Origin of the sequence: Alcaligenes sp. GCM10023179, assembly GCF_042653705.1 — a bacterium.
GTDB classification, from domain to species: domain Bacteria; phylum Pseudomonadota; class Gammaproteobacteria; order Burkholderiales; family Burkholderiaceae_B; genus Alcaligenes; species Alcaligenes phenolicus.
Genome location: NZ_JBHSIQ010000002.1, coordinates 381572 through 395763 on the forward strand (window position 1 = coordinate 381572; position 14192 = coordinate 395763).

14 protein-coding genes are annotated in these 14192 nt (G+C 57.8%); 8 read left to right on the plus strand and 6 right to left on the minus strand.

The genetic code is table 11. From position 1 onward, the window contains the following. Window positions 1-173 precede the first annotated feature (173 nt). Window positions 174-1361 (minus strand): MFS transporter, encoded by a 1188-nt coding sequence (locus tag ACFPDR_RS11125; protein WP_376911136.1) that lies wholly within the window; start codon window positions 1359-1361, stop codon window positions 174-176. Between the two features lie 24 nt (window positions 1362-1385). Next, a complete protein-coding gene (locus ACFPDR_RS11130) occupies window positions 1386-2588 on the minus strand; it encodes an MFS transporter (RefSeq protein WP_376911137.1) in 1203 nt (400 codons plus the stop codon). Window positions 2589-2721: 133 nt separating this feature from the next. Between ACFPDR_RS11130 and ACFPDR_RS11135 the strand changes: the two genes are divergently transcribed. After that, window positions 2722-3309 (plus strand): TetR/AcrR family transcriptional regulator, encoded by a 588-nt coding sequence (locus ACFPDR_RS11135; RefSeq protein WP_257113071.1) that lies wholly within the window; start codon window positions 2722-2724, stop codon window positions 3307-3309. A gap of 325 nt (window positions 3310-3634) precedes the next feature. Here the strand turns inward: ACFPDR_RS11135 and ACFPDR_RS11140 are convergent, their stop codons facing one another. The 3 genes from ACFPDR_RS11140 to ACFPDR_RS11150 are packed head-to-tail and all read right to left on the minus strand — an operon-like array spanning window position 3635 to window position 6258. Then, entirely contained in the window at window positions 3635-5155 is a 1521-nt protein-coding gene (locus ACFPDR_RS11140) for a fumarate hydratase (protein WP_022983469.1), read from the minus strand. Window positions 5156-5194: 39 nt separating this feature from the next. Then, entirely contained in the window at window positions 5195-5962 is a 768-nt protein-coding gene (locus tag ACFPDR_RS11145; protein WP_115634197.1) for a crotonase/enoyl-CoA hydratase family protein, read from the minus strand. Window positions 5963-6012: 50 nt separating this feature from the next. After that, entirely contained in the window at window positions 6013-6258 is a 246-nt protein-coding gene (locus ACFPDR_RS11150; protein ID WP_162473396.1) for a hypothetical protein, read from the minus strand. Between ACFPDR_RS11150 and glyQ the strand changes: the two genes are divergently transcribed. The 7 genes from glyQ to ACFPDR_RS11185 all read left to right on the plus strand — a co-directional run bounded on the left by glyQ (window position 6205) and on the right by ACFPDR_RS11185 (window position 13226). After that, on the plus strand, window positions 6205-7110 hold the full coding sequence (gene glyQ / locus ACFPDR_RS11155) for a glycine--tRNA ligase subunit alpha (RefSeq protein WP_026485201.1): 906 nt from the start codon (window positions 6205-6207) through the stop codon (window positions 7108-7110). The two genes, ACFPDR_RS11150 and glyQ, sit on opposite strands and share 54 nt — an antisense overlap. Further along, the gene (glyS, locus tag ACFPDR_RS11160) at window positions 7110-9242 is read left to right on the plus strand and encodes a glycine--tRNA ligase subunit beta (RefSeq protein WP_035271031.1); all 2133 of its coding nucleotides are present in this window, start codon (window positions 7110-7112) and stop codon (window positions 9240-9242) included. Before glyQ ends, glyS begins: the two co-directional genes overlap by 1 nt. Beyond that, a complete protein-coding gene (gene gmhB / locus ACFPDR_RS11165) occupies window positions 9242-9781 on the plus strand; it encodes a D-glycero-beta-D-manno-heptose 1,7-bisphosphate 7-phosphatase (protein WP_088451012.1) in 540 nt (179 codons plus the stop codon). The genes glyS and gmhB overlap by 1 nt, the downstream gene beginning before the upstream one ends. A gap of 1 nt (window position 9782) precedes the next feature. Then, window positions 9783-10532 (plus strand): lysophospholipid acyltransferase family protein, encoded by a 750-nt coding sequence (locus tag ACFPDR_RS11170; RefSeq protein ID WP_009454973.1) that lies wholly within the window; start codon window positions 9783-9785, stop codon window positions 10530-10532. Then, entirely contained in the window at window positions 10498-11379 is an 882-nt protein-coding gene (locus ACFPDR_RS11175; protein ID WP_088451014.1) for a M48 family metallopeptidase, read from the plus strand. The genes ACFPDR_RS11170 and ACFPDR_RS11175 overlap by 35 nt, the downstream gene beginning before the upstream one ends. A gap of 29 nt (window positions 11380-11408) precedes the next feature. Further along, window positions 11409-11804: a lactoylglutathione lyase gene (gloA, locus tag ACFPDR_RS11180; protein WP_035271035.1), complete on the plus strand. Its 396-nt coding sequence runs from the start codon at window positions 11409-11411 to the stop codon at window positions 11802-11804. A 192-nt stretch (window positions 11805-11996) separates the two neighbouring features. Further along, on the plus strand, window positions 11997-13226 hold the full coding sequence (locus tag ACFPDR_RS11185) for a nucleoside recognition domain-containing protein (RefSeq protein WP_376911138.1): 1230 nt from the start codon (window positions 11997-11999) through the stop codon (window positions 13224-13226). Window positions 13227-13393: 167 nt separating this feature from the next. Here the strand turns inward: ACFPDR_RS11185 and rsmA are convergent, their stop codons facing one another. Continuing rightward, window positions 13394-14185 (minus strand): 16S rRNA (adenine(1518)-N(6)/adenine(1519)-N(6))-dimethyltransferase RsmA, encoded by a 792-nt coding sequence (gene rsmA / locus ACFPDR_RS11190; RefSeq protein ID WP_137431391.1) that lies wholly within the window; start codon window positions 14183-14185, stop codon window positions 13394-13396. Between the last annotated feature and the right edge of the window lie 7 nt (window positions 14186-14192).

The following is a 14192-nucleotide window of genomic DNA, read 5'->3' on the forward strand; positions in this document are numbered from 1 at the left end:
TAAGGGAGGTCAGCCAGAAAGCATCCCTATACCGTACAACATAACGATGTACAGAATATTTCAAGGAGTTCTGACAGACATCGTCGCAGCGCTCCTCCAAGACTCCAATAAGCAATAACCCGCGCTTGCGCCCTGGCAAACCCGGAAAAATCAGCCCGGGCCCGTTTTTCTGCTCATTTTTTTTGATGCAAAATTGTTCCGAAAAGCAGCAAAAACACAACAAACGATCCGGCTCCGGCCAACCCCAGATTCGCGCTTAAACCGTAGGCATCCACAGTCTGCCCGCCCAGCCAGGAGCCAAGCGCTATGCCGATATTGAACACAGCCACGTACAACGACGTAGCCACCTCAACAGCATTGGCAGCGGCCCTCATCATCCAGCTCATCAGCCCTACCGACACCCCGCCATACGCCAGGCCCCAAAGCAGCAAAATCGCACCTCCACTCAGCGGTGATCTACCCACTGTCAAGAAAAGCAAAGCAGTGATGCTTAGACCCAACGCTATCGCCATCAAGCTGGCTCCAGTGCGTTTGGCCGCCGACATCCCGATCAGGAAATTGCCCACAATCCCGGCCACTCCATAAGCAAACAACAAGGCTCCTATCCATTGAGCACCTATGCCGGAAACAGACAGCAAAAGAGGACGCACAAAGGTAAATGCGCTGAAATGCCCCGCGACCAGAATCAGGGTCAAGAGCAAACCAAACCATAACTGCCGATTGCCAAACTGCTCGGCGAACTGACGCCATGTGGTCGAGCGCGACACGGACAGGGGCGGAATCACGGCCAGATGGAAGATCAACACCAAAGCGCTCAGCAGCGCCATGCCGCCAAACGCCCAGCGCCATCCAGCCAGTTCACCCATCAATGCGCCCAATGGCACGCCCAACACAGAAGCGGCGGCAACCCCACCGAAGATGATCGAGGTTGCCAAACCTGCAGACTGAGCCGGAACCAGACGGGATGCCAAGCCACCTGCAATGGCCCAGATGCCTCCCATACAAAAACCAACCAGAACACGGGCGGCCAGCATCCAGCCGATGCCGGGGGCCAGGGCGGACGCTATATTGGCCATTACCAGCAAGGCCAGCAAACCGCACAGAATGCGTCGTCTGTCCACACCACCAGAGGCCAGCACCACCAGAGGCGCAAACAGGGCTGCCAACAAGGCAGGCAAGGAAATCAGCAAAGCAGCCGTCCCCGTGGAAGTCTGCAAACTGTCTGCAATGGGAGTCAGTAAACCTACGGGCAGCATTTCCGTCGTGACCACAGAAAAAGTGGCTAGGCCAACGGCGATAACGGCCAGCCAGGACTGCCGCTTGCTGGGCTGCCCGGTCATGGATAGAGAAGAGGTATTCATCGCTACATGCTCAAAGAAAGAAGTCTAGACAGCGCAGGAGCGGGCTACTACGGGTGCGCGCAAACTTTGATAGCTGCACAAGGCAAGCAAGACGATCAGGGCAGCGGCATAGAGCGCAACCATAAAGCCGGAGCTGGCTCCGCCCTGATCCACCATCCGCCCCGAAGCGGCAGCCCCCATAGCCACACCAATATTCAGACCAGCCAGCAGCCAGGTCATGCCCTCGGTTAATTGCTGCTCCGACACCACACGCTCGACCAGCGACATGGCCACAATCATGGTGGGGGCGAAAAACAGACCAGCCAGCAAAACCGCCCCTGCCAGCTGTGCCACGCTGGCCACCAGCAATAAAGGCAAGGTCGTGGCGGCGGTAGCCAAACCGCCCAACAGAAGCAGGCGATGCAAAGGGATGTTCAGCTTCAAACCACCAAACACCAGACCTGCTGCGCAAGAACCCAAGGCGTAAGCCGACAGCACCAGGCTGGCCGCCCCCGGCTGCCTCATCTGCTGGGCAAAGGCCACGCTGACAATATCCACAGTACCCACAATCACGCCCATGGCGACCATCAGCAATGCCAGCAAACGCACACTATTCAGACGCAGGACCGAAGGGCGGCTGCCCTGCTCCTGCGCTTGGATCGGCGGCTCAGTCCCCTTTTGCAACAACAGAGCCGACACACCGGCAATCAGCAATAGCGCAGCAGCCAGCACACCGGCTTGTGGAAACACCAGGACCGCCAAACCCACCGACAAAGGCGGCCCGGCAATAAAGGTGACTTCATCCAGCACGGTTTCCAGCGAATACGCTGTTTGCAAGCGATCCTGCCCACGATAAATCGCCGTCCAGCGAGCACGCACCATGGCCGACATGCTAGGCATGAAACCGGCCAGCACCGCGCCTGCAAACAAGATCCAATCAGGCGCCTGCCACCATGTCGCCCCAAACAAGAGCAGCAGGCCCAGCACACTAATGGCTGTTGCTAGCGGCAGAACACGGCTTTGCCCACGCCGGTCCACCCAACGGGACACTTGTGGCGATAGCAGCGCATAGCTCAATACAAAGGAGGCGGACACCGCCCCCGCCAAGGCATAGCTGCCCCGCAGTTGCGACAGCATGGTGATGATTCCTATCCCTATCATGGGCAGCGGAATCCGGGCCAGCAGCCCGGCCAAGGCGAATCCCCGTGTGCCAGGCGCGGCAAAAAGTTCTCGATAAGGCTGAGCCATTACATTCTCCGTGAGCGCCCGCTTGCCACGACACGGTGATGCGTCGACAATACATACAGGGCGTATGTTTAAAATGATATATATATACGCCGTGCATGTAAATATACATTCAGCTCGTATGTAAGGAGAAACTATGGCACGCCGTACCCGCGCCGAGATGGAAGAAACCCGCGCCACCCTGCTCGCCACCGCTCGCACGTTCTTTGCGGAACGTGGCTATGCCGACACATCCATGGACGAGTTGACGGCGCAAGCGGGCCTGACACGTGGTGCGCTCTACCATCATTTCGGTGACAAAAAGGGTTTGCTGGCGGCGGTGGTCGACCAGATCGATGCAGAAATGGACGAGCGCCTGCAGGCTATTTCAAACAATGCCGAGGACGCATGGGACGGGTTTGTACGCCGCTGCCATGCCTATCTGGAAATGGCGCTGGAACCGGAAATGCAGCGCATTGTCTTGTGTGATGCCAAGGCCGTACTGGGGGGCGCATCACCCGAATCGCATCAGTATTGCGTGGGTTCCATGGAAGGCTTGATTCAGGCACTGATAGATCAAGGTCGGATTGAACAGGCAGATCCCCACGCCCTGGCTTCCCTGATTTACGGCAGTCTGGCCGAAGCCGCCTTCTGGATTGCGCAGGGAGAGGATGGGGATGCCCGCTTGGTAAAAGGGCTGGCTGCACTGGATTTATTACTGCGCGGCTTGCTGATCAAGTCCTGAACGGGCGATGCTGAAAAAGCCAGTACCCAGGCAAAGAGCGGGTCTGGGATCATCTGCTTCTAACGGCAGGCAGATCAACAGATCGAATTTTTGTTTACGCGACCTCTTGAGCCACCAGAAATATACGGCCCTGGCATCTGTGGCGGTAATGAACCTCTCCTAAAACCAGAACATTCAGGCAGCCAAGCAAAGCTCATACAAACGACAGGCATAAAAAAACCCGCATTGAATGTTGTGCTGACGCTGTTATTACAAGCAGACCAGAAACACTCAGGCGGGTTTTGTATCGATAGCGCCGGGAAGCCCAAACTTCCCGTTTGACGTCTTACACAGCGACCAACGAGATCTCTGCGATACGCTTGCGCCACTCGGCAGGACCGGTGTTATGCACGGATACGCCTTGCGAGTCCACAGCCACGGTCACGGGCATGTCCTGAACTTCGAACTCGTAAATGGCTTCCATACCCAGGTCCTCAAAAGCCACCACTTTCGCATTGCGAATGGCCTTGGAAACCAGGTACGCGGAACCGCCCACAGCCATCAGGTAAGCCGATTTGTGAGCACGAATCGCTTCAATCGCGGTTGGGCCACGCTCGGCCTTGCCGATCATGGAGATCAGGCCAGTTTTGGCCAGCATCATCTCGGTGAACTTGTCCATGCGAGTGGCGGTGGTCGGGCCTGCTGGACCAACGGCTTCGTCACGCACAGGATCAACCGGGCCCACGTAGTAAATCACGCGGTTGGTGAAGTCCACAGGCAAGGATTCGCCTTTTTCCAGCATGTCCTGAATACGCTTGTGAGCGGCGTCACGGCCAGTCAACATCTTGCCCGACAGCAGCAAGGTCTGACCTGGCGTCCAGGAAGCCACTTCTTCAGGAGTCAGCTCGTCCAGGTTCACCTGGCGGGACTTGTTGTAGTCCGGCGCCCAGTGAATGTCAGGCCAGGCCGACAGCGGCGGAGGTGCCAGCTCGGCGGGGCCGTTGCCGTCCAGCGAGAAATGTACGTGACGGGTTGCCGCACAGTTGGGAATCATGGCCACAGGCTTGGAAGCGGCATGAGTCGGGAAGGTATTGATCTTCACGTCCAGCACGGTCGTCAAACCGCCCAGCCCTTGAGCGCCAATACCCAGAGCATTGACCTTCTCGTACAGCTCGATACGCAGCTCTTCCAGCTTGCTTTGCGGGCCGCGTTGCAGCAGCTCGTACATATCGATATCTTCCATCAGGGCTTCCTTGGCCATCAGCATGGCTTTTTCAGCCGTACCGCCCACGCCAATACCCAGCATGCCCGGAGGACACCAGCCAGCGCCCATCGTAGGAACCGTCTTGAGCACCCAGTCCACCAGAGAATCGCTGGGGTTGAGCATCACGAACTTGCTCTTGTTTTCCGAACCACCGCCCTTGGCGGCCACTTGAATGTGAACCTGATCCCCAGCGACCAGTTCCACATTCACAATACAGGGTGTGTTATCGCGCGTGTTTTTACGGGTGAACAAGGGGTCGTTCAGGATGGAGGCACGCAGTGGATTATCCGGATTCAGATAACCGCGACGCACCCCCTCGTCACAGAGCTCCTGCAAGGAGCGCTTGGTATCAAAGCGCACACCCATGCCCACTTTCAGGAATACGTTCACCACCCCGGTGTCCTGACAGATGGGGCGATGGCCCTCGGCACACATGCGCGAGTTGGTCAGGATCTGGGCGATGGCATCTTTGGCCGCCGGGTTCTGTTCGCGCTCATAAGCGCGGGCCAGATGTTCCAGATAGTCGGTGGGATGGTAGTAACTGATGAACTGCACCGCATCAGCGATGGACTGAATCAGATCGTCTTCTTTGATCGTGGTCATGGTGGCGTCTATATAAAAAACGGGATGAACAAGGGAAAACTATTTGCCCTGCCAGACAGGTTCGCGCTTCTCGGCAAAAGCCGTCGCGCCTTCCTTGGCGTCTGCAGAGGTAAAAATGCCGGCGATACGGGGACGCTGCAGATCGAACAGATCCGACTGACGCCAGTCGCGCGACTGGGAAATGATGCTCTTGGCGGTTTGCACGGCCAAAGGACCGTTGGCGGCGATCTGCTCGGCCAGTGCCAGCGCCTGCTCGGTAGTTTTGCCGGGTTCGGCCAGACGGCTGACCAGACCCAGTTCGGCCATGCGGGCTGCAGGGTACATACCACCGGTCAGCACCATTTCCATGGCCATGTGGTAAGGAATACGGCTAGGCAAGCGCACCATGCCGCCCGATCCGGGGACAATGCCGCGTTTCACTTCAGGCAGGCCAAAGTTGGCGCTATTGGCCGCCACAATCAAATCGCAGGACAGGGCAATTTCAAAACCACCGGCCAGGCAGTAGCCTTCCACAGCAGCAATCAGAGGTTTGGCAGGTGGACGCTCGCAAATACCGGCAAAGCCGCGGTCGCCTACATAAGGGCGCTGGCCAGTCTTGGCAAAGGCTTTCAAATCCATACCGGCGCAGAAGGTATTGTTGGCCCCTGTCAGCACGCCTACGGCAATGCTGGGGTCGGCATCGAACTCATCCAGAGCCTGGGCCAGCGCCTGCGCGGTTTCCAGGTTGATGGCATTGCGTGCCTCGGGACGGTTCAAAGTAATCAACAACACCTTGCCGATACGTTCAAGCGTGACAAGTTCACTCATGGACCTAGCCTCCTTTAGACTGCCGCCCGAGATTCTGTTTCAAGATCAGGTCAGCAAATAAGCAGTATTTGGACAAACGCATATGATACGTCTAAAAACAACTTGACCGCCCGGTACACAGCGGCCTTGCCCATGGCCCGGACGGCCAAAATAGCCCATTGCGGGCGCTTTTCTGCTGCAAGGGCGCAGTTCACGCTAAAATAGAAAAATTTTGCAGATTCTCGCTTTACTGGCCATTGCTCATGCTCACCTTTCAGCAAATCATACTTACGCTCCAGCAATACTGGGACAAGCACGGATGCGCTCTGCTTCAGCCCTACGATATGGAAGTCGGTGCCGGAACCTCTCATACGGCAACCTTTTTGCGGGCCATCGGCCCTGAACCGTGGCGCGCTGCCTATGTGCAGCCTTCGCGCCGCCCCAAAGACGGGCGTTACGGGGACAACCCCAACCGCCTGCAACACTACTACCAGTTTCAGGTCGTGCTCAAGCCCGCACCTGAAAACATTCTGGACTTGTATATCGGCTCGCTGGAAGCCTTGGGCATCAACCCCAAAGCGCACGACATCCGTTTTGTTGAAGACGACTGGGAAAACCCGACACTGGGCGCCTGGGGTCTGGGCTGGGAAGTCTGGCTCAATGGTATGGAAGTCACCCAGTTCACCTACTTCCAGCAAGTAGGCGGTCTGGACTGCACGCCAACCACGGGCGAGATCACCTACGGTCTGGAGCGTCTGGCCATGTACTTGCAAGGTGTGGAAAGCGTCTACGATCTGGTCTGGACCGAAGGTCACAACGGCCAGCGCATTTACTACCGCGACGTGTTCCACCAGAACGAAGTGGAGCAATCCACCTACAACTTCGAGCACGCCAGCACCGATGTGCTGTTTGCGCATTTCAACGACTACGAAGCCGAAGCCAAGCGCATCATTGACGTGCCGCTGGCCCTGCCCGCTTACGAGCAAACGCTGAAAGCTGCCCACACCTTCAATATGCTGGATGCCCGCGGCGCCATCAGTGTGACCGAGCGCGCTGCCTATATTGGCCGTATCCGCAATCTGTCCCGCGCTGTCGCACAGGCTTACTACGACTCCCGCGAACGCCTAGGTTTCCCCATGCTGAGCAACAAATCCTCGGAGGCCAAGTAATGAATGCCTCCACGACACAGCCTTTGCTGATTGAACTGTTCACCGAAGAACTCCCCCCCAAAGCGCTGCAACAGCTGGGGCAAGCCTTTAGCGAAGGTCTGCAAAAAGTATTGGGCGAGCAAGCCCTGCTGGCCCCGAACTGTGAAGTGCGCGCCTATGCTACGCCTCGCCGTCTGGCGGCCTGGTTCAGCGCTGCGTACCAGCAAGCCGAAGACCAGCCTTATACCGAAAAGCTGATGCCCGCCCATATTGGCCTGGATGCCAATGGTGAGATCGCTCCGGCACTAGCCAAGCGCCTGGCTGCCAAAGGCCTGGAGCATCTGAAGGCCAGCGACCTGCTGCGCGAATCCGATGGCAAGCAGGATTACCTGTACGCCAGCGGCATTGCCACTGGCGCCGCCCTGAAAGACGGGCTGCAAGAAGCTCTGGAATGGTCCATTACGCACCTGCCCATCCCTAAAGTGATGCGCTATCAGTTGGCCGATGGTGTCAGCAGCGTGCGCTTTGTACGCCCTGCTCACGGCCTGGTCGCCCTGTGGGGGTCGGACATCGTTCCCGTCAGCGCCCTGGGCCTGCAAGCCGGTCGCCAGACACACGGTCACCGCTTCATGTGCGATGCCCCCTTCGACATCCGTGATGCCGACAGCTGGGCCGCACAAGTCCAGGAGCAAGGCTGGGTAGTTCCTTCCTTCGAAGTTCGTCGCGAGCAGATTCGCACCGACCTGGAAGCTGAAGCCAAACGCCTGAACTCCACCTTGGGCAACGATCCCGAAGTGGAAGCCCTGCTGAACGAAGTCACCGCTCTGGTCGAATACCCCACCGTGTACGTGGGCCAGTTCGACGAGCAATTCCTGCAAGTGCCATCCGAATGTCTGATTCTGACCATGCGTCTGAATCAAAAGTATTTCCCGCTGTTTGACCCCGCCACACAAAAGCTGACCAATCGCTTCCTGATCGTCAGCAATATGAAGGTGGATGATCCCAGCAACATCATCGAAGGTAACGAGCGTGTGGTGCGCCCCCGTCTGGCGGACGCTCAGTTCTTCTTTGAAACCGATCGCAAGCAAACTCTGGCCGAGCGTGTTCCTACGCTGGCCGGCAGCGTGTACCACAACAAGCTGGGTTCGCAGCTGGACCGCATCGAGCGCCTGCAATCCGTGGCTGGCTACATTGCCAAGCAACTGGGCGCGAATGAAGAGCACGCCCGTCGTGCCGCTTTGCTGGCCAAGGCGGACTTGAACTCCAATATGGTGGGCGAATTCCCCGAGCTGCAAGGCGTGATGGGCGCTTACTACGCCCAAGGCGATGGCGAGCCCGAGGACATCGTGCTGGCTATTCGCGAGCAATACCGTCACCGTCTGGACCAGCCTGTCACAGAAGCCAGCCTGACCCAAGCCATTCTGTTCCTGGCCGAGCGTGCCGAAGTTCTGGTCGGTATCTGGGGCATTGGTCTGGCTCCAACTGGCGAACGCGACCCCTACGCCCTGCGCCGTGCGGCTCTGGGCCTGATCAGCGCCTACGAACAACTGCAAGCCGGTTCCCAATTGAAGGCCAATAGTCTGAATCTGGATACGCTGCTGAACACCACCGCTTCCTTCTTCAAGGACGGGGTTCTGGCCGATGACACGGTCGATGCGGTTCAGACCTTCATCTACGAGCGCTACCGCAATCAGCTCAGTAACGATTACGAGCGCAGCGTGGTCGATGCCGTGCTGGCCCTGCGTCCACCGCTGGAACAGGTTCACGCCCGCATTCAGGCTTGCGCCTCTTTTGCCCAACGCCCTGAAGCCGAGAGCCTGGCTGCCGCCAACAAGCGCGTCAGCAATCTGCTCAAGAAAGCCGAAGGCGAACTGGCAACACTGGACGACCAACTGCTGGTCGAGCCCGCCGAGCGCGAGCTGGCTACCAAGATTCAGGAATTGCAGCCCGTTGCCCAGGCCCAGTTTGAAGCCGGTGAATTTGATGCTTCCCTGGCCACGCTGGCCCAGGCCCGTGGTGCCGTGGACAACTTCTTCCAGGACGTCATGGTCATGGCCGAAGACCCTGCCATCCGTGCCAATCGCCTGGCCTTGCTGGCCAAGCTGCATGCACTGATGAACCAGGTTGCGGATCTTTCCAGGCTGGCTAACTAGTGAAACTTGCCATCATTGATCGGGACGGTGTCATCAACCATGACAGCGATGCCTTTATCAAAAGCCCACAGGAGTGGGAGGCCATCCCAGGCAGTCTGGAGGCCTTGGCTCGCCTGACCGAAAACGGCTGGAAGGTGGTCATTGCCACCAACCAGTCCGGTCTGGCGCGTGGTTTGTTTTCCATGACCACGCTCAATGCCATCCATGCCAAGATGCGCCGGGAACTGGCCTTGCTGGGTGGCTTTATCGACGCCATCTTTATTTGCCCGCACGGCCCGGAGGATGGCTGCACCTGTCGCAAACCGGCCCCCGGCATGTTTCGCGACATTGCACATCGCTATGAAGTGAACCTGCAAGCCGTACCCTCGGTGGGCGATTCCTTGCGCGATCTGCAAGCGGCCAGCCAAGCCGGTTGTGCCCCCTGGCTGGTCCAGACCGGCAAAGGCATGCGTACCCTAGAGAAAGGCGGCTTGCCCGAAGGCACGCGCGTCGAGGCCGATCTGGCCGCTGTTGTCGACAAATGGCTCCACGGAAACTGATATGGGCATTATCCGCGCTTCACTCTATCAACTCTTTTTGTTGATTACCGTTATCCCCTACGCCTTTGCCTGCCTGATTATTGCGCCACTGCCCCTGGATATACGCTACCGCTTTACCACTGGCTGGCCACGTCTGGCTGTCTGGGGTGCGCGCACGATCCTGGGCATACGCTGGCAAACCAAGGGCTGGGAAAACCTGCCCGATGGCAAGGCCATCATCCTATCCAAGCACCAGTCGGCCTGGGAAACGCTGTTCTTTCCTTCTTACATGCCGCGCCAAGTGTGCTTTGTGTACAAGCGTGAACTGCACAAAGTCCCTTTCTTTGGTTGGGGGCTGGCTTTGCTGCGCATGATCCCTATTGACCGTGCCAAGGGCCGGGATGCCTTTGAACAGGTGATCAAGATCGGGCAGCAGCGCATTGACGAAGGCCGCTGGCCCTTGTTGTTTCCCGAAGGCACCCGTACCGCCCCAGGCTCTACCGGCCGCTACAAGATGGGTGGCGCCTTGCTGGCCAGCCGTACCGGCACACCCATTATTCCCGTGGCGCATAATGCGGGCGAATGCTGGCGTCGCAATGCCTTTATCAAGACGCCGGGCTTGGTTACTATCTCCTTTGGTCCTCCCATTGATCCTGCCGGGCTGACCCCTGAAGAAGTAAACCAACGCGTACAGACATGGATTGAAACCGAAATGCGCGTCTTGAATCCGGAACGCTATGACGGTCCCCCCACAACTGGCTCTGTTTCCTGACACGGCCTTTCCCCACCCGGCGCAGCGGCAAGAAAAGCCGCCCGCCGGTTCTGCTCTGCCCCCCCAAAGTGCCCTGACTGTCCGGCCTGAAAACTTGCCGGAAGGCGTGCAATGGCAGCAGGTGCAGCTGGATGGCCACACCATTGGCTATCAGCTCAAACGCTCCCGCCGCCGGACTCTGGGGTTGACCATTAACGACAGTGGCCTGACCGTTGCCCTGCCCTCCTGGGTCAAGATCAGTCAGGCCGAGCAGGTGCTGCACAGCAAAAGCGCCTGGATACTGCGCAAGCTGCGCGAATACCAGCAGCGTCGTGAACAACTGGCCTTGCAAAGCCTGCAATGGGTCGATGGCGACACCCTGCCCTTTATGGGCGAGCCCATCCGCCTTAGCCTGAACCCGCAGATTCAGCAGGTACATTTCGACGGACGAGCCGGTCAGGTTCAACGAGGCCAACGCCTCTCCCTACCCCTACCCGTCGATGCCGAACCACAACGTGTTCAGGAACTGACTCAGGCCTGGCTACAAAAACAGGCCAAACAGTGGTTTGAGCAGCGGCTGCAACATTATTTGAACCTGTCGGGCTTGAGTGCCAGCAAATTGCGACTGGCGGCCCCCGCCAAACGCTGGGGCTCCTGCAACAGTGACGGCACGATTATGCTGAACTGGCGCCTGATACACTTTCACCCATCCATCATTGATTACGTCGTCGCTCACGAGGTCGCGCATCTGCAAGAGATGAATCACGGCCCACGTTTCTGGGCCTTGGTCGAAACGCTCTACCCTGATTTTGTCAATGCGCGCAATCAGTTACGACAATATGATCCAGGCACCCTGCCCCTGCTTTAAGGCAGGTTGAACTCTAGGAGCTCTACCTTATGCGTATCCTGCACACCATGCTGCGTGTCGGCAATCTGGACCGTTCTCTGGCCTTTTACACCGAAGTGCTGGGCATGAAATTGCTGCGCCAGTCCGACTACCCGGACGGCCGCTTCACCCTGGCTTTTGTTGGCTATCAGGACGAGTCCGAAGCCGCCGTGCTGGAGCTGACCCACAACTGGGACACTCCCTCCTACGATCTGGGCGACGGCTATGGCCACATTGCACTGGAAGTGCCTGATGCCTACAAAGCCTGTGAGGACATCAAGGCTCGTGGCGGCAAAGTCGTGCGCGAAGCCGGCCCCATGAAGCACGGCACCACCGTGATCGCCTTTGTGGAAGATCCGGACGGCTACAAGATTGAGCTGATCCAGGCCAAAGGGCGAGTGGATTAAAGCAAACAGAACCGGCCTTAACTGGCCGGTTTTTTTTATGCACCCCTGATTATTCAACTTGGCACAAAGGTGCCTGAAACGTGTTTTGCGACTATTTGTGCCGCTACCCTTACATACCGTAGCCGCTAAAACCCGCCGGTATTCTGCGACAATCTAGCTTGGCTTTTCCCTGCCCTGTTTTCTGCCAACACTATGCTCAACACTCTTTGGCTGTTTTTCTTCCTGATTGCCGCCGTCAGCGGGTTTTACCAGTGGCTGGTCGGGGGAAATGGCGAAATTTTTGCGCAGATGGTGCGCAGCCTGTTCGATATGGCCGCCCTGTCCGTGCAACTTATGCTGCTGCTTTTTGGCACGCTCACCCTGTGGCTGGGTTTCTTGAAGATTGCCGAGAAGGCCGGGCTGATCGACACCCTGGCCCGCTGGTTGGGCCCACTATTTAGCCGCTTGATGCCCGGTGTGCCTGCCGGTCACCCGGCTCTGGGGCTGATCACCCTGAACTTTGCAGCCAATGGCCTGGGTCTGGACAATGCCGCCACGCCTATAGGCTTGCGGGCCATGAAGTCGCTGCAAACACTGAACCCGCATCCGGACACCGCCACCAACGCCCAGATCCTGTTTCTGGTGCTGAATGCTTCGTCGCTGACGCTGATCCCCATCAGCATCTTCATGTACCGGGCTCAACAAGGTGCTCCCGACCCGACGATGGTGTTTCTGCCCATTCTGCTGGCCACCACCGCCTCCTCCGTGGCAGGCTTGCTCAGTGTTGCCCTGGTTCAGCGCCTGCGTTTATTTGATCCCGTTCTGATGCTGTGGTTCGGGGTGTTTGCGCTGATCCTGGGTTCCTTCATGGCCTTGCTGGCCACGCTCAGTGCAGCAGCCATCCAGTCACTGTCCTCTCTGATGGGCAACCTGACCTTGCTGTCCATCATCTGGCTTTTCCTGCTGATGGGCTGGCGACGCAAGATTCCTCTGTATGAGGCCTTTGTAGAAGGTGCTAAAGAAGGCTTTGGCGTCGCCAGGGATCTACTGCCCTATCTGGTTGCCATGCTGTGCGCTGTGGGCGTGCTGCGGAGCTCTGGTGCTCTGGATATCGTGCTGGACGTAATCCGCTGGCTGGTGAACCTGACCGGACTGGATACGCGTTTTATTGATGCCTTGCCTACCGCTCTGGTCAAACCCTTTTCAGCCGGTGCCGCTCGTGCCCTGTTGATTGAAACCATGCAGCATCACGGCGTGGACAGCTTCCCGGCCCTGCTGGGTGCGACCGTGCAGGGCAGCACAGAGACAACTTTCTATGTGCTGGCGGTTTACTTTGGTGCGGTCGGCATCCAACGTGCCCGCCACGCGGTTTCATGCGCCTTGATTGCTGATCTGGCAGGCGTGCTGGCCTCGATTGCAGTTTGTTATTGGTTCTTTGGCTAGGAGCCCAGGACTCAGCGTGGGGGCAAGACCTTTTTCCCCAGCAGACTCAAGCTGGCATAACAGATCATTCCAAGGACGAGTAGCCTTACACGACCCACCATAAAAAACACCCCAAAACGGAATCGATATCCAATTTTGGGGTGTTTTTCTTTACGGGGTTTTGTCTATCAGACGGCTTGAATAACGCCCTTATCCATCAGGTGATCGGCCAGGGCAATGTACTGTTCCAGGGACAAATCAGCCGGTCGGCTGGTAGGTGCAATTTCCAGCGCCTCCCAGTCGATATGAGCCGTCCAGTCACCCAGACCACCGCGCAACATCTTGCGTTTTTGCGAGAAGGCCCGCGCCACAACCTGGCTGAACACACGCGCGTCACGCGCCTGGGGACGATCTGCCGCCAGGGGCACCATACGCACGACTGCCGACACAACACGCGGTGGTGGGTTGAATGCCTCGGGCGGCACTTCAAACAACTTCACCATGCGATAGCGCGACTGCAACATCACCGACAGGCGGCTGTAGTCTGAAGAGCCGGGCTTGGCGACCATGCGATCAATCACTTCGCGTTGCAGCATGAAGTGCTGATCCACCACGGCATCGGCATAGTCCAGCAAATGAAAGAGCAAGGGGCTGGAGATGTTGTACGGCAGATTACCCACAATACGCAGATTCGGGCCTAAAGCACCGAAGTCCACGCTCAAGGCATCGGCCTCAATAATTTCCAGCTTGCTGGGCGAATAGTGATTACGCAGACGGGCTGCCAGATCACGGTCAATCTCGACCACACGCAAACGCTCCAGCGCCTGCGTCAGCGGTCGGGTCAGGGCCGAGAGGCCCGGACCAATTTCCACCATATTATCGACAGGCCGAGGGCCAATCGCACGGATGATCTGGTCGATGATGGCCTCATCTTCCAGAAAGTTCTGTCCAAAGCGCTTGCGCGCCTGATGCTGGGCCATACTTATC